The sequence below is a fragment of the Arthrobacter gyeryongensis genome (genome assembly GCF_039543785.1).
Taxonomy (GTDB): domain Bacteria; phylum Actinomycetota; class Actinomycetes; order Actinomycetales; family Micrococcaceae; genus Arthrobacter; species Arthrobacter gyeryongensis.
The window spans coordinates 1-21,625 of the sequence record NZ_BAABKK010000033.1 but is presented as its reverse complement, the minus strand read 5'-3'; the positions used below and the strand labels follow the sequence as shown (position 1 = coordinate 21,625).

Sequence of the window (21,625 nt, the reverse complement as noted above, 5' to 3'; positions counted from 1 at the left end):
TGGCGCAGTATTTGCACAGGACTCGAGCAGGCTTTGCACAGGTAATAGCCTTGGGCCCAAATGGTCCCCGCGGTCGCCTGTCAACGCCGTGCCTCGTCCCGGGCGTTCCGGACCCTTCTGCGCGGACGCGGGATCGCCGATCACCCGACCACCGGCTGGCACCGGCGGACGACTGGCTGCCCGCTTCGTCGCCGCGGCTCAACCTGGCCGCCGAAAATATCACGTCCGTCCTGTGGGCCACCGGCTACAAACTGGACCTCGGCTTCGTGGACGTTCCCGTTAGAAAGTCTCCACTTTCCCGGAGATCTGGATCAGGTCCTAACTCAGTTGCTTGGCCGGAATGTAGGCGTCATTCCCCTCTGGGGAGACTCGCCGACGGTGCCTTTCGAATAGAGCCGAGAAGCTAGGCGTTCCGGTGAGGGATCCCTAACCGGACGGAAGATGGCCTTTGGGCGCGTGGAGTCCACAAATCTCGGCCCTCGGACCAGCCTGCCGAAGAACGCGTTGCAGGTCCGGAAGGCTTGAGGCCGGACAATGGGGCCATTTGTGCTCAACCGGGCGGCACCTGTACCGGCTTGAACCGAAACGGCCCGCCGCATTCAGGGCCGTCAGGGTGCTCTCCGGTGGGCTCCGTTTCGATCGCCAGCACGCGGGCGACACGGACATCTGAAGAGTCCATCACGTCAACAAAGACAGAGGTGACACTGACGGGCGGCACCAGGTAAGGCGCAGACTGGGGCACAAACCACCTGCCGTCCCGGCTCTTGGCTACTGGGGCCGGAGTGCAGCCCTCCCCGAAGCATGCCGAAATCGACCTTGGCTCATGTACAAATACCAACTCCACATCGCCTGTGTAGGCGTGCCCGACCGCGGGACAGACAGTGCTGACACCCCCACGAATAAACACAGCCAGGGCCAGGACAACGGCCAGCACCCCAAGCACGACCAGAAGTAGCCCCCGGAGCTTCATTCCGCGAGCCTAACCCGGAAGCCCGGATTCTCGAGGGCAATCCCCTTGTGCGCTATCCGCAAGCCCAGTCGAAGGCATCAGATTCCAGATCGATTTGAGCGTTGCCGCCACCGCCGAAGTTGAGCCCCGAGATCTCTTCTAGTTCGAGATACCAAGGAGTAAGGCCTTCAGGCATCGCCTGGACGGGGAAGGCCGTTCCACCCAAGTGGCTCAACGCGAAAAGCGGTTCAGCCCAGCCCGCAAGACTCCTCCCACCTGTTGAAGGATTGACATACCCACCGGGGCCGACCTCATCTCCCCAGAGTTCGACGGGGGCCTTGCCAGCATTTGGATCGACGCGCGGAATCAACCAAATGTCGATGGTCGGCTCGACGATATCCCAAGCATTCGTACCTTCTGACTCGTCCGCATGCTCACCCTCGGCACGAAGCCCACGCCTTTGAAAGTCACCGGGTAGCCAGATCGTCAGCACATGCATCATGGGCAAACCAGTGTTGAGGCTTCGTGGCCACTGTTCCCAACGAACGCCCGGCCCAAGGCTTCCTGTCCAGCCGGAAGGCGGCTGGTTGGGAATGGCTGCATCGGCAGTTCGCCCCGGCGCCTTGCCAACGCCATTGCCACAACGACATGCCAAGTTCCAAGCGATCGTCTCAGTCATGGCACCACCATATGAGGCCGTGATCCACTCCGACGAAGCAGACTGAATCTTTCATGAGCCTAATGTCCAACTTCGCGACGAAGAATCGCTGAAGAGTCTGTGTAGCATTGGGACCCAACGGCTCTTGGGGGTAGCAATGAATTTAAGTCCGGCCTTCGGAATCATCGGGATTCTATACGTTGCCTTCGTGATCGCGGTGGCCGTCCTTGCCGTGTATGCCTTGGTTTTAGCAATTATCTTCTTACGGCTGCGGATCGCTGAGTTGAAGAGGGCAGCCCGGTCCGAGGACGGCTGAACCGCCGCCGTAGCCCCGCTCACACTGCCTCAAGCAGCTCAGTAGGTCCTGACCCCTACAGCGCAATTGATCAGGGAGGTTCGAAATGCCCGGCAAGGGATCCCTCGGCTGCGCTTGCGGACGGTAGCCCGATTCGCTCATTTCGAGACGCATCTGGCCGGTGAGGAGCCGGAGTCCACTCGTTCCTCCGCGGAGGATGCCACAATCTGTGGATGCCCCTCATCCAGGTTCTCAATGCATCCCCCTCGTCCACTGAAAAGAAGCGTCAGCTGCTGGCTGCGCTCACGGCCACTTACGCTGAGATTATGGAAATCCGCCCCGACACGATCCGGGTGATCTTGCACGAGCTCCCCCGCGAGAACTGGTCTGTTGCCGGCATCACGCTGGCAGATTCAGGACAGAACGAATCCGTCTGAAACAGGACGGCGCAATCCCCGCTGGAAATCCGTTGCCCCGATCACCGGAGTGGCCCGTTCGAGGAGCCCCTGGGGCAGGCTCGACAGGTCTCTCGGCTGGTGGGAGAGTGAGGGCCATGTCATTCTTTCCGGAGGTTGAGCGGTCGGCAGAACCGCATCCCGCACGAGTAGAAACACCGATCTGGGTAAGCCCGCCGGAGAACGAGTTGCCTGTACCGGTCCCGGTGACGGCAGTTCTTGCTCGCCGGCCTGGTGCCGCCTTGTGCCTGCGTCGCATCGATGTATACCGGGCGGGCTGCGTGTTCGCTTTCTCCGTGAGCGCCAGCCGTCAGGCCGACATGACAGACGAGCAATGGTTTGAGCTGATGGATAATCTCCAACCACACCGTCCGTTCCGCAGGGAAACTGCCGAAGGATCGCTCCGGGTGGGAGTGGAAATGCCTGACGGATCCAAGGCCATCGGCGGCCTCAGGGCTCACCGCTATCCGTTCGACGGAGCGGAACCACAGGGGCCGCAGTTGACCATACACGGACGCGGGGGCGGAGGCTCGGACCAGAACTACGACTATCGCATTAACGCCTGGTTGTGGCCGGCGCCGCAGGCCGGTTCGCTGCGTCTGGTATATGACTGGGCCGCCCTGGGGTTCAATGAAGGGTCGATCACCATCGAAACGACACCGCTCATCACCGCTCAAGAAAACGTTCGGAGCATCTGGCCCGAATAACCCAAGCCCGCGATGGTGGGCAATTGGCGCCTGGATGGGGCTTCGGTCGACGGAAGAATTAGCGAAACTGTTCGATAAATCACATTTGTGCCTCGGGAACCGCTAGCCTCATCTGAGGACTAAGGGGGCCCATGATCGAAATCGCGCTGACCTGCGCAAACGCAACCTTGAATGTGGATGCAGAGGGTACCTTCCATCTGCGGTGGGCGCCGGGCTCGTCTGTATCGGCCGCCGATGTTCACGCCGTCGTCGCTGCCGTCCGGGGCGTGACCGGAGGCCGGTTGCAACCGATGCTCGTCGAAGTGGTGGACGTGTGTTTGAGTCTCGAGTCCAGAGTGACGCTGCAGGGGACGCGGTTTGTGTCCGCTGTGGCACTGGTCGGGGCCACAGTGGTCGACCGGGTGATGGCCGCGGCCCTATTGCGTGAGCAAGAGTGCCCGCGCGGATACTTCACGTCTATCGAGGAGGCCAGGGAATGGCTGAATCGGTTGCCGGTTCCGGAGGCGTTGGAAAAATCCGCCGTCTAAGTGAGGTGCTCGCGACTGAGTTTGTCGCCCGGTTTGCTAGTCCAACTACTCGTGTCTTCTTCGACGAGCAGCCCGTTTGAACCGTAGAAACCTGAGTTGTCACGCTCGATTCCGAGAGCGCGGCAGTACTCGTTCAAAGACGCAAGCGTGAACCGGTCGGGGATCTTCTTTGCCGTGTACTTATCGAGGTCCTCGAAGGGTTGCGGATCGCCGAAGAGAGTCCATAGCCAGCGGGACTGATAGCTGGCCTGGATGGAACGGATGTGCCGCGCTCCCGAATGGATCCAGAGCGCAGTGCTGCCGTAGCTGACGATCTTCCCATCATGGGTGAGATGGGGTTGGTGGGAAGTGCGGATGTTGAGACAGTCGAGGCGCGTGCCGACAACATTCGCTGTACCTATATCGCTGCCCTGGGTAAACACAGCGGTCCATTCGTCTGCGGCGGTCGACACCACGAGCTGCTTCCACGAGGGCATGGCCCAGGGTTCGAGGTTCTGAAGCATGGACGGGAGCGGTTCGCGAAGACGTGTAAAGCTTCTGCCTCCCAGCCCATTGAGCCATTCAGTCGTTTCGGTGACGACTCGCTCGAAGGGTGCCTTGATAAACCAGATCGGATCCATAGACGGCAGCTGCATCTCCAAATTATGCCCGTCCGGGACGAAACCGGCCGAGGGCACACGCTATTGTCGCCCTGCAGCCCGCAGGGGGCACCCCTCGTATTGTCCGCTCAGCGTTATTGGACAGAGAGTTCCGCGGTGACAGCCTCGGCGATTCGAGAAGCAACATCTTCCGCTGTTAGCCGGGACGTGTCGATGACGAGGTCAGCGTCTTTGATCATCCACTCCCGGGCCGCCGCGTACCTCTCGAGGTGATCCAATCTCCACTGCCTGCCGGACAACTCGACCTGGTCGTTCTCAATTCGGCTCCGAAGGGTTGCTTCGTCGGCGTCCAGCACTACATGGATGACTCGATCGTCCAACTCATTGATACTTGCCTGAAGCTCTGCCCAATAGTCCTGCCGCAGCACGGTCTGGACGGCCACCAAGTGTTGTCCGGTATGCCGACAAATTTCGAGAGCCGTGGCTGGAACCAGTGCCCGCCATGCCGGAAGGTCCTGAAAGTCGCCGAAGGCCTGGTCCTTCAAACTGTGCATGAGCATATATCCGTGGAACCCCCCGTGATGCGGACTTACCCCTCGTGTTGAGTGCTTGAATGGGGGCATGGTGGATCGAAGCGTACTGGTCTCCGGTGGCGGCATTGCCGGCTTGACCGCCGCGTACTGGCTGGCGAAGGCCGGTTGGTCGGTCACGATTGTGGAACGAGCGGCCGCCACACGATCGAGTGGCAACCCTATCGACGTACGCGGAGCTGCCGTCGCTATCGCACGGCAAATGGGCATCTGGCCGCGCCTGGAGGAGGCTGCCACCGGCGTCGAACGCCTGGTCTTCGTCGATGCCGACGGGCGGCCGCAGGCCACCATCCCCACCCGGCAACGCGCCGACCGCGACGGGGAGGTCGAGGTCTCACGTGCTGACCTCGTCGGCCTGTTGCTCGAGAAGGCCCAGGAGACAAGCCTCATCATCCGGGACGATTCGATCACCGCTTTGCACCAGGACGACGGCGGAATCGACGTCGAGTTTCGGCGGACCCCTTCCCGTCGCTTCGACCTGGTCGTCGGGTCCGACGGACTCCACTCCACCGTTCGGCGCTTGGTATTCGGCCCCGAAGAACGTTTTTCCCGCCCATTCGGCATGTTCGTGGGCACCGTGCGCGCCCCTGCACCGATCCAAGATCCGCGCACCGTGCTGATGTACAACGAACCGGGAACCTCCCTAACCATCCACCCGGCGGGTGGAAAACCCGGGTTCGCATTCATCTTCCGGGGGCAGCACGATTTCGACTACCGCAACGCGGACCAAGGCAGACGCCTCGTCGAGTCCACGTACGCCGACGGCGGATGGCTCACCCCGCTCGCGCTCGAGGAATGGGGTGCGTCCGACGAGAGGTACTTCGACGCCGTTACCCGCATGGACGTACCGCAGTGGGCCGCCGGCCGCGTGGTGCTGCTCGGTGACGCGGCGAGTTGCATCTCGCTGTTCGGTGAAGGATCCAGCAGCGCGATGGTTGGGGCCAAGACCCTCGCCGACGCGGTTGCCTCCTACCCGGATGACCATACCGCCGCTTTCGCCGGCTATGAACGCAGCCACCGCCGACACGTGCACTCGCTTCAACGGGGCGCCGGCATCGCATCGCACCTCCTCGTACCCAAGACCCGATCGGGCATCACAATCCGCAATGCTGTGTTGAACGCGCTCCCCTTTCGGAACACCCGACAAGCCCCGGATTCGCGGCGATAAGTGACGAAATTTCCCAGCGCTAAATGTCACCGGGTGACCGTTAGCAGATCCTCATCTGGACCACCGTGAGAAGCTGAGGGAATGATTCTGGAGCACGCAATCCTCCCCGTCCGTCCCGGCAGCGAGTCCGATTTCGAAGAGGCATTTCGGATGGCACGACCTCTGATCAGCAAGCAGCAGGGCTTCCGGAGTCTTTCGATTTCACGCTCGATTGAGTCTCCAAACCTGTACCTTCTACTCGTTGAGTGGGATTCGGTCGAAGCCCATTCCGAAGGCTTCCGTGGGTCCGCCGACTATGAGCGGTGGAAGGAGCTGCTGCACCATTTCTACGATCCATTCCCGGTGGTTGAGCACTTCAAGACTGTGCGGTAGTCGGTCCCTCACCCTGCACATGGATACAGTTTGAGAGTGAATTTCCACGCGTTCAAGCGTTTCTTCAATCTTGCGCCTGCCCTTGCCGATGCACAGCCTGTCATAGAGCTTGAGGAAGAGAACAGCGACTACGAATCTGGGGTCGCCCGCATCCGGAATGAGCAATGGCGAATCCGCACCGCCAGGATCACACCGGCAAAACCAGGCGCCTTCGTCGCGGTCTGGAAGCGCGGCGAAGGCGGATCGACCAGGCCCTTCACTGTTGAAGAGTCGTTGTCCGGACTGCTTGTCTTAGTAGAGGAGCAGGAACGGTTCGGGGTCTTTCAGTTCACCAAACCGCACCTGATCTCGCTCGGATACGTCAGTTCCGACCTTCATCCCGGCAAGCGCGGTTTCCGCGTCTATCCCGCATGGTCCACCGACCTGAATCCTCAAGCGTCACGCACTCAGCGCGCGCAGGCGGCTGCGTTCTCCGAGCTTCCTTCGAGTAACGCGTCGCGGACCGTAACCGAAAACGGTCGCACACTTCACGAGCACCCGTAAGCCGGTCCTGTGGCGGCACATGAGTGAGCATCCGTTGACCGGGTCGGGTACGCACGGCATGCTGTGAGGACATCCGCGGCAAGGGGGACCACGATGAAGCACCCGACGTACACGGTGGCCGTGGCGGTTGCGCTCGGGTTAGCCCTTGCCGGTTGCCAGCCCGACGCCGGGCCGCTCACGTCGGGATCGCCCGCAGCAGCCCCGAGCCCCTCACGGTCCGAGCTGGCGGCCATCGTCCAGGCAGCCGTCGAGGATCGAAACGGCACAGTCCTCGACACTCCACCAGCCATGAGCCTTGCCCGAGAGCATATGACGGCGGCCTACCTGTCCAAGCGGGAGCGGGACCTCTCGACGGTGGCCCGTTCGAAGGCCGGATTCAAGGCAATGGGCTTCTGGTATACATCATTTTCGACGAAGATAACCGTGGAATCGGTCGAGGTGGCCGGTTCGGAGGCGAGCGTCCGGTTCAAGGAATTGACTGAGGAATACCAGACCTCGACGGCGAATGGGCCGAGCAGCATCCCGTCGGGCTACTCGCTGGTCCAGACCGCAACCTTCCGGTCATCTGGAGATGCATGGCAGCTAGACAGCATCTCCCCCAACGTGCACGGGGGCGGCCTGCCGATGTCCGTCGTCGAGGGCTAAACTGCCCGGTGGGCCGTCGCCGCCACGGAGTTCGTAATGCACTTCATGGCGTTGAAAGCTGGGGAGCGAGGCCAGAACGATCCGCCGCACGCGACCAGTTCAGCGCCCATCGGGCAACCTTGATCTGAGTTCTTCTGCATAAGAGGCGATGGCCCGACGCTGGTCTCGGGTGAATCTTCTGGCCTGCATGTCGAGGACTACCCGGCTGCCCAGTTCTCCCAGGCCCAACAGCTGACCCACGAGACGGATTGCTTCGTCCACGTCCTCTGAATCCTCAATTACCTGGAAGACCTCGTCCCGCCGATTCATCGCCTGCATCAGAGCCTCGTGGACCATCAATTGTTCCCTCATCTGCCGCTCATCCTCATCCATGTCGCGATTCTTGCACGAATGGTTGCGTCAACTGATCGGCAATCGCTGGTCCTCACTTCGTGACTCGCCGCGAACCTTCAGAATGGTCCAGATTCTTTCAAGATTCTCGTTACAGTTTGTTGGCTGCCGGACATTAACAGGGCATGAGCTTGCAACAATGGGGGAACGGGTGGATCTGGAGAGGGAAAAACGGTTCCTTGCCGCCCACACGGGAGCCCACGACCGTATCTACCGCTATTTTCGGCGCAGGACGGACGGCCCCGCCACCGCGGAGGATCTTTGCGCCGAGGTTTTCAGGATTGCCTGGGAAAAGTCCCGACAGGATGCTGAGCTTCCCGTGCTCGTCATTTTCGGAATAGCCAAGAACGTGCTCCGAAACCACGACAGGTCCCTGTCCCGGTCGGCGGGGCTTATCGGTGCTTTGCTGTCGGAGCGCATCCCCGGGACACCCACGGAGGAATCCGCCGTGCGGGATGCCATCGACAATCTAGGCCCGAAGGAACGCGAAGTCTTGCTGCTGACGTATTGGGACGGACTCACCGCCGTCGAAGTGTCCCATCTCCTCAACACGACGGCGACTGCCGTGCGAATGCGCCTGCACCGGGCCCGCAAGGAACTAGGCCGAATACTCCAGGAGCAGACAGTGTCAGAAGGAACACCAGAATGAGCAAGGACCTGCCCCTCGCCGATCTGCTGGCAGCCGCCGATCCTGCGCATATGATCACCGACGAGGAATTGGAGCGCAGCCGCGATCGGTCCCTGTCGTTCGTGAATTCCGATATCACTCACATCGCGGTCGGCGGATCCGTCCAGGACTTCCACCGCACACCGGCCAAACGTCATTTGAAGCGTTTCGCAGCTGCCGGGCTTGCGGCAGCCGCGGTCGCGGCCTGCGTACTCGTAGTCTCGGGTTTAGTAACCGGTCCGGTCAACACGGCTGCAGTTCCGACCGTCACCGCTAAGGCGACACCGTCCAACGCCGGGAAGTCTTCCCTAACGGGGCCAACGGTTAAGGATTCGTTTGGCAACGTGGATTACTACACCACCGTCTCCGGTGACACGTCTGCCGGAGTGGCCGCAGCCTTCCGCATCTCCCAAGAGAAGCTCGCTGAATTCAACGGGATAGAGCGCGGGAGCGCATTGGCAGCGAATACGAAGCTTCGACTGATCCCGGCTCCGGGTCCGATCAAGGGCGCGAAGGGGACGGCTACCGTCGACGATAATGGCATCCCCACGAGCTACGTCATCGAACCCGAGGACACCCTAGACGGGATCACCTACCGGTTCGGAATCACGGGTGAGCAACTGGCGGAAGCGAACAAGGTCCCGTACGCATACGAGAAGGGCAACACCTACTTTGTCCGGGCCGGGAACCAGATCCAACTGCAGAAGAATCCTGTCGACAGCAGATCCGGCACAGGAACGGCCATCAACAACTCATTCGGCCAGACCATCTTCTACACAACCGTGGACGGCGACTCCTTCGACAGCCTCGGCTACAAATTCCGATCCACCACGGCCCAACTGCTGCAGTACAACCCGTCCCTCAGCGCTGACAAGCCCATCCCCGCGGGCACCAGGGTGAGGCTCATGCCCGGGGAACTCAAGATCGACGGAGCGCAGGGCACCTTCACATCAGACCCCGACGGCGTCCCGCTCACCTACACCACCACCCCCGGGGACACCGAGCGCCAGATCTCGTTCCGTTTCAGCGTGACGGACCTGAGATGGGCCAACCGCCCGCTTACCGGCACCGAAGCGGTCTGGTACGCCTTCACCGACCTACCCACCGGGGAGCTCGCCCCCGGCCAGACCATCAGCCTCGCCTTGAACAAACCCATCCACAAGTAGCTGCGGGAGCCATCCAAAACTGACGGGGCTATCCCGCCTGCCGCGGCACCCAAAGCGTGCCCCTACTCGAAGTGGGTTTCGATCCCGCTCCCCGAGACCTGTTCGATCAGTTCGGTGGCTATGTCCCGTAGTTTGCGGTTGCGGTTGCTGGAGACCTTGGTGAGGATTTCCATCGCTTCTGCCTGCGAGCATCGGTTTTGCGCCATGATGACACCGCAGGCCACGTCGATCGCGGTCCTGCTTTGCATGGCTGATTCCAGGTCCTCGGCCCGGTGGTGGGCTGAGTCGATGCGCACGGACAGGTGGAGTATGTTGCGGGCGGCAGCGGCGAAGCCCACGGCCTTGTTGAAGACATCGGGGGTGAACGCGCCTGGCTTGGATGCGAAAAAGTTCAGCGCCGCACTGGCGTCCTCGCTGATTTCCATGGGAATCCCCAAGGAGCTATGAACGCCTATCTCTGCGAATTTCTTGGTGAGCGCCGGCCAGCGCAGATCTGTCGAACCGTCGTCGATGATCACTGGAGACATCTCCCGGAGTGCCGCGATGCAGGGTCCGTCACCGATCGCCTGCTCAAACCGGTCAATCTGGACTGCGCGTGAGCTGCTGCCCGCAGCAGTAAGGGGCCGGCGTCTGACTTTGACGGTGATTGCGCATTCGATCTCGTCGCCGGAAGCTTCGGAAATCGAGGCAGCAGCGAGCTTAGTGAGCCCGCCAAGGAAATCAGATGCGTTCTGGGCGCCGACCAGAACAGACTGAAGGTCCAGAATGCCTTGAAGCAGGTCTGCAGCTTCGTTTTCCGGTGAACTCGACATTGCCCCATCCTACTTTCCTCGTTTGCCCTGTCCTCGTTTGCCAAGGAGAACGGTGCCCCGACGCTGGCGGCCCGCATCCCGCCGTCGTATGCTGCATGCAGTCCTAGGCTTTCGATCCCCTACCGCGGAGTACGCACATGCAGATCCCCAAACCGTCCGACGCCGACAAAGACCGCTTCCGTGCCGTGGTGCCAGAGAACCCTGATGTCGTCGTCAAGCCGATGTTCGGGAACCTGGGCGCATTCGTGAACGGCAATATGTTCGCCGGGCTGTTCGGCCCGATGATCGGCGTCAAGCTTTCCGACGCCGACCGCGAGGCGCTGGAGGCCAGCCACCAAACGCTCCCGTTCGGCCCGGAAGGTCGCGCCATGGGTGGTTACGTCGGGCTCCCCGAAGCTTTGAGCGACACGGACGAGCAAACAGCGGAGTGGGTCGAGAAGGCTTTCGAGTACGTCGCAACCCTCCCGCCGAAGGTCGCGAAGCCCCGTTCAGCGAAGAAGTAGCTGCCGCCGCGGCGACGGCACCAGGTCACAAGACTCAGAATCGGGAAGTATGGTCTTCGATCAGTCCGCTTGCCGCAATCTCACGGAAGGTATAGATCCCCCGGACTGCGGCGGCCGTGTCCCGGAATGGTGAGGAGACGGCAAGCTCTTTCCCGAACTCGTCAACCAGCCGCACCCTGCAGCTGCCTCCATTGTCAGTGAAAACTTCAAAGTGTCCCGCCATCAGAGAAGTCCTCCCCGACGGCGACCGGGAGCAAGCGTGGGCAGTGCGGGATGCCCGGTAGCCGGGCTGCCGTTTAGCGGTTGATGATGTCCTGGTTCGCGTCGCCGCTCCAGCTCGCTCGTCACGAGGTCCAGCAACGCCTGGGCCGGTTCGGAGAGCCGGTGGGTTGCGGCCGGGTGGGCTATTTCGTCGCAATGAAGAAGCACAAGACGAATGCGTTCCAATTCCCGCGAGGGCACGAATGGCCATCGCCGAAACAGTTGTTGGACCGCGCTCGGCCTGGGCAGGTAGCCCCGCAAGGCTTCACTCGAGGTGTCCGCCGTCCAGGCTGCACCGCGCCGCGCGGCGCGAAGATGGGGGTGGCTGGGTTGGATAGGTGCCATCACTGACCTCCTCGTACTAAATCGAGAAAGCCAGCTGCTTGACCTATACCAGCATATAGAATGTGACTTAGGTCATGTCAATCGATTTGACTTTATTTCGACCAGTAACGGGGCCGCTCACCGCCCCGATGGTTGCGCTGGGCCGGGCCACAATGACAAGACCGAAGAGGGACAGCAGGGCCCCGACGATCATGATGACTGCCATCGGGACGGCCGTGTCCGTACCACCCAACCCTGCGATCGGCGCGATGACGCCGGCCGTGGTCCACTGCACCAGACCCAGGACGGCAGAACTCGTGCCCGGGTGCGCCGGCACTTCAGCCGAGGCAAGGGCACCGCCATTGGTATTGATCAGTCCCTGGGCCACCATGAGCGCGAAGAAGCTGCCCATTGCCACGAGCAAAGGAGTGCCCCACCAGAGGGCGCCGGCAAGCATGACGACTCCAGCGGCGAGCGCGATGGTCTGTCCTACGAGGATGACCCGTCGGGTGGGCACCTGCACTGCCAGGCGCGCCGAGACGAGGGCAGCGATAGTCATCCCGCCAGCGTTCGCGGCAAAGACGATGGAGTACGCCACAGGCGACAATCCGTTCATCTTCTGCAGGATAAAGGCGGACGTTGCGACATAAGCGAACAACGCGATAAATGCCGAAGATGCCACCATCACGTATCCAACGAACCAGCGGTTCGCCAGGACAGTGCGCGCCGCACACCCGAATTCACGCAGTCCGCCCGCGTGACGTTTCCCGCGGGGCAAGGATTCCGGCACGACAAACAGCGCACAAAGGGTCATCAGGACACCAAGGGCCGCCAGTGTCCAGAAGGTCATCCGCCACCCGGTCAGCTGCAGGATCACGGCGCCCAGCAGTGGGCTGATGATCGGCGCCACGCCCCCGATCCCCATCACGATGTTGAGCACACGGACCAATTGAGGGCCGTGGGCCAGGTCCACGATGACGGCACGGCCGATCACCATCGCCCATCCCCCGCCAAAGCCCTGCAGCAACCGGGCAATCATCATGAATCCGATGCTCGGGGCCAGGGCGCAGCCAACCGTCGCGAGGGTCATGAGGATCGTGCCTGCCACAAGCGGCATATGTCTGCCGCGTTGGTCGCTGAACGGGCCCCCGACCAGCTGCCCCAGTCCCATGCCGGCAAAGAACGTCGTCAGAGTCAGCTGAACCGATGACGCCGAGGTGCCGAATTCTTCCGACACGCGTGGGAACGCCGGGACGTACATGTCGGTTGCAAGCGGTGCGACAGCGGTAAGGAAGACGACAGTGGCGACTAGTGCTGCCGGGACAGTCCCGGCCGTCGCAGCCCGTGTGGTGGTCGGCGTCGTACTCACGGGCGGTAGGACCACAGGTCCGAGCCGCATACGCGGACGTCTTCGGGGGTGTGCATGATGGTTGCGCGCATACGCTGGTGCTCCATTTCATTGAATACCGGACTTCGATTTCCATGAAACCCGCAATGCGCAGGCGTAGCGAGGGCTCTGTCGAAACGGGTTATGACAGAACCTCCCAACCGTTCCTGGTTACGTCGTACCGTTTCCATATGGATAACCGAGCCGAGGTACGAGAGTTTCTGGTCTCCCGCCGAGGACGCATCACCCCCGAGCAGGCGGGCATCGAGCCCATCGGCGGCCGGCGCCGCGTGGCGGGTCTCCGAAGGGAAGAAGTCGCCCGTCTCGCCGGAGTCAGCATCGACTACTACACCCGCCTTGAGCGTGGAAACCTCACAGGGGTCTCGGACAGCGTCCTCGACTCAATCGCCCGGGCCCTTGAGCTCGACCGCGCCGAACACGACCACCTCCATGACCTGGCACGTGCGGCCGGCCCCTCTGCGCGGAGACGACCAGCGAGCCCACCGGCGTCGGCCGTGCGGCCCGTGATGCAGTATCTGCTCGACGCCATCACCGGCGCCCCGGCCTTTATCGGCAACAACCGCATGGACATCGTTGCCGCCAACGCCCTCGGCTACGCCCTCTACTCCGAGATGTACCGCGGCCCGGCACGCCCCGCGAACCACTCGCGCTTCATCTTCCTGGACCCCCGCGCCCACAACTTCTACCCCGGCTGGGACCGTGCAGCGAACGTCAACGTCGCGATTCTGCGCCGCGACGCCGGCCGGAACCCCCACGACAAAGACATCGCAGCACTCGTTGGCGAACTCTCCATGCGCAGCGAGGAATTCCGCACCCGCTGGGCAGCACACAACGTGCGCCGCCACTACTCAGGCACCAAGTTCTTCAACCACTCCGTCGTCGGGCTCCTGGAACTGACCTATCAGGCCATGGAACTCGAAGAGGACCCCGGCCACACCCTCACGGTCTACCCCGCCATTCCCGGCAGCCCCTCGGAAGAAGCCCTCAAACTCCTCGCCTCCTGGGCGGCGACCGAGAACATCGTCCAGTCCCCCAACCTCACGCGGGACCTTCGAGCCAGCACCACCAAAGGTGAGGTCTGAGCCTTCTCCGCTCACGACCACGGCCTCTCGTGTCCAAAGCTCCCAGGAGGGCGTAGTGTCGAAGTAGGAGATTTCAGGATGGTCGTTCGGGTCCAGGGATTGAATATCAGGGCCGTGCGGCGCAAGCGGGCATGGCTACCGGCCTGGGTTAGGGATCCCGGGCGCCCCTTGGAATCGAGGCCGTATGGCCAGCAACAACGCATTACCCACTCCAGAACAACTGCAGGACCTTCTGCTTGAAAGTCCCGGCTTCACCGAATTTCTCCTGGGCTTAGCCACCATCTCAGCATCCTTGTTGGACGGTCGGGAACCTCTCTTGTGCGCCATCACTGTCGAGCGGGATGCCGGCCCATCAACGGTGGCCAGCAGTACCGCCGCAGCGCAGCGCATGGACGAAAAACAATACGCGTTCGACGACGGCCCTTGCCTTACGGCCTTGCGTCACCAACATCGCGTGTTGATTGATGATCTGCAGGCCGATGCCCGCTGGGCCCATTACGCCAGCCAGGTGGAAGGCGAAGGTATTCGTTCTGTCCTCGCGGTGCCCATCCAAACAGATTCGTCGTCACGCGCAGCCTTGAATTGCTATGCCTACGCCCCCGGCACCTTTAACGAGGTAACCGTCTCCCGCGTCCTAGAACATGCGGAGACAATTTCGAAGACGCTGAGGTTGGCGCTGAGGCTTCATGTCCCGGAGCCGTACCCCGAGCACCTGCGCTCGGCCCTGCAATCACGTGCAGTAGTGGACGCGGCGCTGTCCTTGATCATGCTCCAGAACCGTTGCGGACGGGACCGCGCCATGGAACTCCTTCAGCTTGCTGCTCGGAACAACAACCGGCGTCTTCATGACATCGCCACCGACATCCTGAAAGCCTCAGTCCCCCTCGATTGGACTTCCTCGGGTGCATCCCATGAATAATCGTGAGGGGTAGGGCATGGGTCATCCTGAGTGGGCATCCGCGCAGCGGAGATTCGCCGCCGAATGGTACCGAGACGGCCACATGCCCTTGGACGGGGTGTGGTCATACTTCTACGGGATAGGCGGCGATGCAGATGAATTCTCAATCGACGCGTATCTTCATGAGCTTGGCGAACTCCCGCCATCCCAAATGAAGCTTTTGGCCTTCGCAATGCAAGAAATCAACGCCGAGAGAATGGCGGACTCATGACTAACTCAGAGCCGCGGCCAACCCACAATGCTTTGGCTGGATTGGCTGCCCACCCGAACCAGGACCTTGGCGTCACCCTTCAGGATCTTCTCTTGGAGAGCGCCGACGTCGACGAGTTTCTTGCTGTTCTAGCCAATCTGGTGGCGGCCGCTCTCACAACTGCCTCCAACGCCGTCTCATGTGGTGTCATCGTTATCACGAGGAAAAAGGGCATTACAACCGCCGCCAGCGATGAGCGAGTGCGCGTACTCGATGAACTGCAAATTGAATTCGACGACGGGCCTTGCCTCACGGCACTTCGGCACAATTCAGTGATTCTTGTGGTCGATACCCGCGGCGAAAACCGTTGGAGTGACTACATCGAGGCCGTCTGGCGGAACGGCATCGGGTCTATCCTCGCGGTCCCGCTTGATCTGGCCGGTGAAGCCGAAGCCGTCATGAACCTCTATTCGACCACCCCGCATGGGTTCACCGGACCGGACATTACAGCCGCGGAAGAATTCGCCGAGCGCGCAGCGAAGTCCTTGCGTCTGGCTTTGATGATCTCCCAGTTGCGTAACGCCAAGGACGATCTCACCGCAGCCATGCAGTCCCGCTCAACGATCGACACCGCCGTCGGGATTGTGATGGCGCAAAACCGATGCGGACGCGATACTGCCTTCAAGGTTTTGACCCGGGCCTCGAACAGCCGAAACGTCAAACTCCGGGATATAGCTGCTCATGTCATTGCCTCCGTGTCGGGCGAGACGGACTCAGAAGCCTACTTCGACGAATAGCCAAAGCGTGGGGAATGGTGCGGACTAAGCTAGGAACAGCGCACCAACTGCGGTACTGGATTCTCTTTCACAGGAACGCTGCGGCTCGATGCACTGGACCTAGATGAATGAGGACTATGGCGCGGAAACTACCGCTGGATGAACTGTCGACCGTGATTGCGCGAATCCAGGGCCTGCTACTGACGGAAGAGAAAGTGGACCGCGCCGTGCGGTTGCTTGCCCGTGCCATCAAGGACTCTGTGTCCGGAGCCACCGGCGCTGGAGTTTCCATTCTGGATTCGAGAGGCAGGCTGACCAGCAGCGCCTCCACGGATGAAGTGGTCACCCGTGCGGACGCCCTCCAGTATGAACTGGGCCAGGGACCGTGCCTGACAGCCTGGGCCATGGAAGAAACAGTGATCGTCCAGGACGTCGCAACGGATCCGCGCTGGCGCGAATGGTCTGACGCTGTGAAGGGCATGCCTATTCTTTCGGTGATCAGCACCCCTTTGATCGCCGAGCAAGGATGCATCGGCGCTTTGAAGATCTACTCGGACCGTGCGGGCGCTTTCGGCGAGGAGGCAGCCGGAGTGCTGGAACTATTCGCCGCCCCGGCTGCAACGCTGCTTGCGAATATCCAGGCCAGTGAAGCGCCACACCGCATCAGCGAAGCCTTGGCTGAATCCCTCCATAGTCGCGACTTGGTGAACCAAGCCTGCGGCATACTGATGCAGCGCCACTCTTTGACCGTTGACTTGGCCCTTGCCGAACTGATGCGCCGGGCCCGGCGCCAGAACAGCACACTGGGTCAGATCAGTGCCGATCTCGCCGCCGGGATTCCGGCGGCCCTGGACTAAGGCCGGCCCGTGGGCTTCGATCCGCACGAACCACAGCAGCAGCGCATGCTGGCCGCTGCCATGAAGTCAGCACAAATCAACGTAGGCGAACTCTGGCTCAAGTACTTCAGCCTGGGCGGCGAAGTTGGCGAGTACGAGGTGGAAGCCTACCTCCAGGGCCTCCTGTCCCTGCCCGTTCTACAGCGCGACCTCCTGGCGATGGCCGCCAACGAACTCATCGGCACATTCCCCCAAGGTCGCGCGCCCTACTCCGATGAGCTCGGCCCGGATGGCGAGTCCCCCAGGAAGGAACCCGGCTCCGGGACGAAGGAATTGCCGGAGGCTGAGGAATAGGCGGCGCCTTGCGTCGCTGGGGGTGGGGTGTACGACGTCGGCCGGCACCTGGGCGGTTGCGTTCAGTTCCTGTGTGGTTCAGTTGCGGAGCACGACGGCGCGGTGCCAACACGTAGACGCCCTTAGCCCAAAACACGTAGACGCCGGCTCTTCCACACTGAATTTTGCGATTTTCACACGGAGATTCGGCTAAAACGCACGGAGATTGGACCGATTCCACACGGAGACGGGTTTCCGCAGGTCTATCTTTCTCTCAGGATGGGGCCAGCTCAACAACTGACCAACTTTCCTAACCAAATTATGTCAACCTAACCCTTGGGGGGATTATGAATTGGCACCAAATTGGCTGCGTTATGCGAAGAAAGACAAAAGCCGGCCGAGTAGTCGCAGCCGGTATTATCGCACTTGGGTTGTGTGTCGCCCAGCCCACCTCGGCATTTGCAGCGCCACCCACGCTGGAAGATGCTAACCAGATCATGGCCAAGACTTCGACGAGAATGCAGGTCACGTCGAACTTGGTTGACCCTACAAATGACGCTGGCGCTGTTGCACCTGGGCAACCAACCGATACTGGTCAAAAGGCTCACGTTCCCAGCAAAGTCGAACTCTCAGCTTCGGGCACGGCCGAGGTTCTCGTTTCGTCGGGGAATGACCAGAAGAAGCCGGACAGGAAGATCACTGCCTCGTTTGCTCATGGGAAGGCCAAAGTATCCGGGGACACTGCGGTGTATTCAACTTCTGGTGTCGACAGAAAGTTGTATGTGCGTTCCACGCCAAGTGGTGCCGACGTGTTTATTGCCCTCGGCAGTCCCAAGGCGGATCGGACGGCGGCCTTTGAATACGACCTTCCGCCCGGGTTTTCTGTCTCGGACGGAATCCCTGGTTTCAAGAACTTCTACTCGGCACAAGGCAACTATTTGGGTTCGGTGAAGCAGGGCAGCGCCAAGGACTCCGCTGGCACCGCAGTCCCCACAACATTGGAAATCAGCGCTGCCACCATCACGCAGAAGGTACAGCCGACCGGTGCGACTGCGTATCCGCTCGTAATGGCCGCCCCGTCGTGGACCTACAACTTCGAGTTCCCACTGGGCTACGGCAATCACGTGGAGCCGTTCAATCTCCTTCGAGCGTGCTTTAACTGCTACTTCCCGATCAACGGGGCAACGTCAACGTACCCATATGTAGGGCAGGTGTTGGATCTGAAAATCCTCATTGCGGGGGCGATTCAGGTTCCGGCGCCAGTGCAAATTGGTTATGTCGGAAACTTCTATTTCCAGTTCACGGCACTGGCAGGACACTTCGACGGCGAGGAATCGGTCATCAATTTCGCTTCGATACCCAAGCCAAACGGCGAGAGGGCCTTGAACGTCAACGCGGCCATCGTCATTGACCGCGGAGTACTGAACGCCGGGAACCAGTACGCCGCACGTGGGCAGTGGTACCAATTTGCCAGCAACATGTGCATGGGGCTCTGGAGGACGAATGCTTCAGCCTGCAACTGGCCTGCACTCTATCCACCCTACTAACTGATGACTTGTCGTTGGGGAGTTTAACGAGACTCCCCAACGACAGTCTTCGTCCGAGGCCACGCCAGTCCGCCAATAACAGCTGCTGCACCCGCCGAAACAAGATTCGTCCACCACGGCCACTTTGAATCCGATGCCGAGGCCAAGGCCATGAGGATCAGCAACGTCGAAGCCCCAGTAATTGCGGCGGCCGTAGCTTTTTCAAGATCACCTCGAATTCCGATCAGGCGACACGCCCAAAAGGTCAATACGGCAATGATGCAACCCAACACGGCACCTACCATCGCTCCGCCGAGCCCGCTGAGTATCGCCAACCCAGGGCCGCCGGGCCCGCCCAAGAGAAGAACCACCAGCGCATAGGCGCATCCGAACCCAGCCCCAAAGAATAATCCCCTGCTTACTGGTCTGTTCAACGTTCCTCCGTCTCTGAGGAGGTCAGAATGCCGCAAATTCCTAAAGTCTATTGCGTCTACGATAATTCGTTTCAGGGAGCCGGTGCCAGCAGTGGGACCCTGACCATATTCGAGTCGAAGTCTTCGGTCTGCAACCATGCAGCAGGTTCCTTGCCGACGAATTCCCGGGCACCTGAGCGCTTCGGCCTGGACGATGCGACGGCGGACTCGGCTACACGGAGATGGTCGTCTGCGAACACTGAGATTGGCTCTTTTCACACGGATTTTTGGGGAAATCACACTGAGATTCGGTAGATCGCACACGGAGACGCCCTCGGCGGGGCTTATTTTGCTGTAGATGAAACTTCTGACTCTCTCCGCGGCCGCAATGCTCTTGATCGTTTCCATCATTTCATTCGTCGGCAATCAGGCCACATGGGTGCTATCTCTGGCGGCGTCGGTGGCGAGTCTTGCGACATGGTTTGTCGGCTCATCGCATTTGAGGGTGTAGCGGGGGTGGGCGCGTCGTTGGCCGGATAGGGGTCGAGGTCTTCCGATGATGGAAGTTCCTACACTGCCCATCCGGAAGACCTCGACGTGTCCAACGCTACCTTCCTGCCTCCTGACCTGACTATGTTCTGCCGGCTCGATGAGCTTGGGCTCGAAGCTGCCGGGCAGCGACTCGCCCCTGGCCGTGCGGTGTTGGAATGCCGTGCCGTTGATCCGGATGACTGGTGCCGATCGTGTGGGGGCCAGGGCATCGCCCGCGGCACGGTCACACGGCCGCTCGCGCACGAACCGCTGGGATGGCGGCCGACGACGCTGCTGGTGAGGGTCCGCCGCTACAAGTGCACCGGGTGCGGCCGGGTGTGGCGGCAGGACATCTCCAAAGCGGCGCAGCCGAGGGCGAAGATCTCCCGCCGCGGGCTGCGCTGGGCGCTGGAGGGCATCGTGTGCCAGCACCTGACCGTCGCCCGCGTCGCGGAAGGCCTGGGCGTGTCCTGGCATACCGCGAACAGCGCGATCCTTGCCGAGGGCAAGCGGGTGTTGATCGAGGACCCTGCCCGGTTCAACGCCGGTGGCCGTGATCGGCGTTGATGAGCATGTCGTGCGCCACGAGGCGCTGTTGTTTCGGATGGAGGTGAGAGACCTGCATCGCTTGGTCGTCGCAGCGGCTGGGTGAAGCTGGCGGCAGTCCGTCCTTGGGGAACGCCGGGGATGGATGGGAGCAGCCGCGACAAAGTCAGGGCGGTCCGGCACTACCGGACGGGCCGTGCCTGGTGAGCAAGACGGGAAGGTGTACGCAAGGAACCGGTGTCGTGAAGCCTCTTCATCGTCGACCAGCTCGAACCCGGTGGATCGGGGCTGGTGTGCGGTGCGCACCCATCTGTCGTGGTCACCAGCCAGGTGACCGTGGGGGTGGGGAACTGTCAGAACGGTGGTATGTGTCGGGTCTGGCAGGCCGTGGTGAAGGTCTGCGGCGTAGCCACGACGAGACCGCAGGGGCAAAGCCGGGCGCCTCGCCCGTTGACCGAACAGCAGTGAACGTGGGAACCACCTGTGTCCGCTCCCTCTGGGATAGGCGCGTTGCCGGCCGAAGGGCGCAGGTGGGGCGGAGCCGTCGTAGTACTCCGAGGCCGGGAGAGCCGGCCGCATGGGGAAGGACGGCAGCGAGAGGAAGCAAGGAGGGACTGTGATGTCCGAAGATGCGCCGGTGAATACCGGCGCCGTGCTCTGGCCCGAGGAAGCCTCGGCCCAGGCGGCGGTACGGAGGATGCAGACCAAACTGCACTGTTGGGCGGCCGGGGGTCCCGGTCGCCGGTTTGATGATTTGTACAACCTGGTCTGCGATCCGGCGTTTCTGGTGGTGGCGTGGCAACGCGTCGCTGGCAACGCCGGGGCGCGGACCCCGGGAGTCGACCGGGCCACAGTGGCTTGGATCGCTTCCCGGGTCGGGGTTGAGGGATTCCTGCTGCACGTTCGTGACCATCTCAGGGCACGGACGTTCCGGCCGGTCGAGGTACGTCAAGTCATGATCCCCAAGCCGAGCGGGAAGCTGCGGAAGCTGGGGATCCCGACGGTGACCGACCGGGTGGTGCAGGCTGCCCTCAAGCTGGTGCTGGAACCGATTTTCGAGGCGGACTTTCGGCCGTGCTCGTACGGGTTCCGGCCGAACCGGCGCGCGCAGGATGCCATCGCCGAGATCCATCACTTCACCACCAAGCGGTATCAATGGGTGCTGGAGGCCGACATCGAGGCGTGCTTCGACATGATCGATCACGTCGCGTTGATGGACAGGGTCCGGGCAAGGATCGGCGACAAGCGTGTGCTGGGGCTGGTCAAGGCGTTCCTCAAGGCCGGGGTGATGACCACCATCGGTACTCGCGAGGCCACGCACACCGGCACCCCGCAGGGCGGGTTATGCTCAGCTGAACATAACGACCCCTATGAGCAGTGCCGGGTTATGAGCAG

General features: G+C 61.5%; 26 protein-coding genes and 1 pseudogene. 18 read left to right on the top strand and 9 right to left on the bottom strand.

What is annotated here, in order from left to right; all coding sequences use genetic code 11:
* Positions 1-1,022: 1,022 nt before the first annotated feature.
* Positions 1,023-1,628, bottom strand: coding sequence for a hypothetical protein (locus tag ABEA18_RS21815; protein WP_345452720.1), 606 nt, complete (start codon positions 1,626-1,628; stop codon positions 1,023-1,025).
* 507 nt (positions 1,629-2,135) lie between these two features.
* Between ABEA18_RS21815 and ABEA18_RS21810 the strand changes: the two genes are divergently transcribed.
* The 3 genes from ABEA18_RS21810 to ABEA18_RS21800 all read left to right on the top strand — a co-directional run bounded on the left by ABEA18_RS21810 (position 2,136) and on the right by ABEA18_RS21800 (position 3,591).
* Entirely contained in the window at positions 2,136-2,339 is a 204-nt protein-coding gene (locus ABEA18_RS21810; protein WP_345452718.1) for a tautomerase family protein, read from the top strand.
* 116 nt (positions 2,340-2,455) lie between these two features.
* Positions 2,456-3,064: a hypothetical protein gene (locus tag ABEA18_RS21805; protein ID WP_345452716.1), complete on the top strand. Its 609-nt coding sequence runs from the start codon at positions 2,456-2,458 to the stop codon at positions 3,062-3,064.
* 131 nt (positions 3,065-3,195) lie between these two features.
* The gene (locus ABEA18_RS21800; RefSeq protein WP_345452714.1) at positions 3,196-3,591 is read left to right on the top strand and encodes a DUF7793 family protein; all 396 of its coding nucleotides are present in this window, start codon (positions 3,196-3,198) and stop codon (positions 3,589-3,591) included.
* Here the strand turns inward: ABEA18_RS21800 and ABEA18_RS21795 are convergent.
* On the bottom strand, positions 3,588-4,094 hold the full coding sequence (locus tag ABEA18_RS21795; RefSeq protein ID WP_345452712.1) for a hypothetical protein: 507 nt from the start codon (positions 4,092-4,094) through the stop codon (positions 3,588-3,590). The genes ABEA18_RS21800 and ABEA18_RS21795 overlap by 4 nt on opposite strands.
* A gap of 230 nt (positions 4,095-4,324) precedes the next feature.
* Positions 4,325-4,744, bottom strand: a complete 420-nt coding sequence (locus tag ABEA18_RS21790; RefSeq protein WP_345452710.1) for a hypothetical protein — start codon at positions 4,742-4,744, stop codon at positions 4,325-4,327.
* A gap of 67 nt (positions 4,745-4,811) precedes the next feature.
* On the opposite strand from ABEA18_RS21790, the gene ABEA18_RS21785 reads away from it, so the two are divergent.
* The 4 genes from ABEA18_RS21785 (at position 4,812) to ABEA18_RS21770 (ending at position 7,508) form a co-directional block, all read left to right on the top strand.
* Positions 4,812-5,948, top strand: coding sequence for an FAD-dependent oxidoreductase (locus tag ABEA18_RS21785; protein ID WP_345452708.1), 1,137 nt, complete (start codon positions 4,812-4,814; stop codon positions 5,946-5,948).
* Positions 5,949-6,029: 81 nt separating this feature from the next.
* Entirely contained in the window at positions 6,030-6,320 is a 291-nt protein-coding gene (locus ABEA18_RS21780) for an antibiotic biosynthesis monooxygenase family protein (RefSeq protein ID WP_345452706.1), read from the top strand.
* A 36-nt stretch (positions 6,321-6,356) separates the two neighbouring features.
* Positions 6,357-6,863, top strand: coding sequence for a MepB family protein (locus ABEA18_RS21775; protein WP_345452704.1), 507 nt, complete (start codon positions 6,357-6,359; stop codon positions 6,861-6,863).
* Positions 6,864-6,956: 93 nt separating this feature from the next.
* The gene (locus ABEA18_RS21770) at positions 6,957-7,508 is read left to right on the top strand and encodes a hypothetical protein (RefSeq protein ID WP_345452702.1); all 552 of its coding nucleotides are present in this window, start codon (positions 6,957-6,959) and stop codon (positions 7,506-7,508) included.
* Positions 7,509-7,607: 99 nt separating this feature from the next.
* Here the strand turns inward: ABEA18_RS21770 and ABEA18_RS21765 are convergent, their stop codons facing one another.
* Positions 7,608-7,880, bottom strand: coding sequence for a DNA gyrase subunit A (locus ABEA18_RS21765; protein WP_345452700.1), 273 nt, complete (start codon positions 7,878-7,880; stop codon positions 7,608-7,610).
* A gap of 157 nt (positions 7,881-8,037) precedes the next feature.
* On the opposite strand from ABEA18_RS21765, the gene ABEA18_RS21760 reads away from it, so the two are divergent.
* Together ABEA18_RS21760 and ABEA18_RS21755 are read left to right on the top strand one after the other, a co-directional pair.
* Positions 8,038-8,547, top strand: a complete 510-nt coding sequence (locus ABEA18_RS21760; protein WP_345452698.1) for an RNA polymerase sigma factor — start codon at positions 8,038-8,040, stop codon at positions 8,545-8,547.
* Positions 8,544-9,731 (top strand): LysM peptidoglycan-binding domain-containing protein, encoded by a 1,188-nt coding sequence (locus tag ABEA18_RS21755; RefSeq protein WP_345452696.1) that lies wholly within the window; start codon positions 8,544-8,546, stop codon positions 9,729-9,731. Before ABEA18_RS21760 ends, ABEA18_RS21755 begins: the two co-directional genes overlap by 4 nt.
* A 62-nt stretch (positions 9,732-9,793) precedes the next feature.
* Here the strand turns inward: ABEA18_RS21755 and ABEA18_RS21750 are convergent, their stop codons facing one another.
* The gene (locus ABEA18_RS21750) at positions 9,794-10,543 is read right to left on the bottom strand and encodes a GAF and ANTAR domain-containing protein (protein ID WP_345452694.1); all 750 of its coding nucleotides are present in this window, start codon (positions 10,541-10,543) and stop codon (positions 9,794-9,796) included.
* A gap of 137 nt (positions 10,544-10,680) precedes the next feature.
* Here ABEA18_RS21750 and ABEA18_RS21745 point away from each other — a divergent pair, with 137 nt between their 5' ends.
* Positions 10,681-11,046 carry a TfoX/Sxy family protein gene (locus ABEA18_RS21745; RefSeq protein ID WP_345452692.1) on the top strand — a complete coding sequence of 122 codons (366 nt, stop codon included), beginning with the start codon at positions 10,681-10,683 and terminating at the stop codon, positions 11,044-11,046.
* Positions 11,047-11,080: 34 nt separating this feature from the next.
* Here ABEA18_RS21745 and ABEA18_RS21740 read toward each other — a convergent pair whose 3' ends face one another.
* The 3 genes from ABEA18_RS21740 to ABEA18_RS21730 all read right to left on the bottom strand — a co-directional run bounded on the left by ABEA18_RS21740 (position 11,081) and on the right by ABEA18_RS21730 (position 13,000).
* Positions 11,081-11,269, bottom strand: a complete 189-nt coding sequence (locus tag ABEA18_RS21740; protein ID WP_059388065.1) for a YegP family protein — start codon at positions 11,267-11,269, stop codon at positions 11,081-11,083.
* Positions 11,269-11,652, bottom strand: coding sequence for a hypothetical protein (locus tag ABEA18_RS21735; RefSeq protein WP_345452689.1), 384 nt, complete (start codon positions 11,650-11,652; stop codon positions 11,269-11,271). Before ABEA18_RS21735 ends, ABEA18_RS21740 begins: the two co-directional genes overlap by 1 nt.
* A gap of 67 nt (positions 11,653-11,719) precedes the next feature.
* On the bottom strand, positions 11,720-13,000 hold the full coding sequence (locus ABEA18_RS21730; RefSeq protein ID WP_345452687.1) for a multidrug effflux MFS transporter: 1,281 nt from the start codon (positions 12,998-13,000) through the stop codon (positions 11,720-11,722).
* Between the two features lie 209 nt (positions 13,001-13,209).
* Between ABEA18_RS21730 and ABEA18_RS21725 the strand changes: the two genes are divergently transcribed.
* The 6 genes from ABEA18_RS21725 (at position 13,210) to ABEA18_RS21700 (ending at position 18,761) form a co-directional block, all read left to right on the top strand.
* On the top strand, positions 13,210-14,121 hold the full coding sequence (locus ABEA18_RS21725; RefSeq protein WP_345452685.1) for a helix-turn-helix transcriptional regulator: 912 nt from the start codon (positions 13,210-13,212) through the stop codon (positions 14,119-14,121).
* Between the two features lie 184 nt (positions 14,122-14,305).
* Positions 14,306-15,040, top strand: a complete 735-nt coding sequence (locus ABEA18_RS21720; RefSeq protein WP_345452683.1) for an ANTAR domain-containing protein — start codon at positions 14,306-14,308, stop codon at positions 15,038-15,040.
* A gap of 246 nt (positions 15,041-15,286) precedes the next feature.
* The gene (locus ABEA18_RS21715; protein ID WP_345452681.1) at positions 15,287-16,066 is read left to right on the top strand and encodes a GAF and ANTAR domain-containing protein; all 780 of its coding nucleotides are present in this window, start codon (positions 15,287-15,289) and stop codon (positions 16,064-16,066) included.
* A gap of 116 nt (positions 16,067-16,182) precedes the next feature.
* Positions 16,183-16,902, top strand: a complete 720-nt coding sequence (locus ABEA18_RS21710) for a GAF domain-containing protein (protein WP_345452679.1) — start codon at positions 16,183-16,185, stop codon at positions 16,900-16,902.
* 9 nt (positions 16,903-16,911) lie between these two features.
* Complete coding sequence (locus ABEA18_RS21705; protein ID WP_345452677.1) at positions 16,912-17,235, top strand: hypothetical protein; 324 nt, start codon at positions 16,912-16,914, stop codon at positions 17,233-17,235.
* A 326-nt stretch (positions 17,236-17,561) separates the two neighbouring features.
* A complete protein-coding gene (locus ABEA18_RS21700; protein ID WP_345452675.1) occupies positions 17,562-18,761 on the top strand; it encodes a hypothetical protein in 1,200 nt (399 codons plus the stop codon).
* 484 nt (positions 18,762-19,245) lie between these two features.
* Here ABEA18_RS21700 and ABEA18_RS21695 read toward each other — a convergent pair whose 3' ends face one another.
* Positions 19,246-19,413: a hypothetical protein gene (locus ABEA18_RS21695; RefSeq protein ID WP_345452673.1), complete on the bottom strand. Its 168-nt coding sequence runs from the start codon at positions 19,411-19,413 to the stop codon at positions 19,246-19,248.
* 337 nt (positions 19,414-19,750) lie between these two features.
* Between ABEA18_RS21695 and ABEA18_RS21690 the strand changes: the two are divergent.
* Together ABEA18_RS21690 and ABEA18_RS21685 are read left to right on the top strand one after the other, a co-directional pair.
* A pseudogene (locus ABEA18_RS21690) lies at positions 19,751-20,270 on the top strand (transposase); the annotation flags it as partial.
* A gap of 579 nt (positions 20,271-20,849) precedes the next feature.
* The coding region (locus ABEA18_RS21685; protein WP_345452671.1) for a reverse transcriptase domain-containing protein at positions 20,850-21,625 on the top strand (776 nt) is incomplete at its 3' end.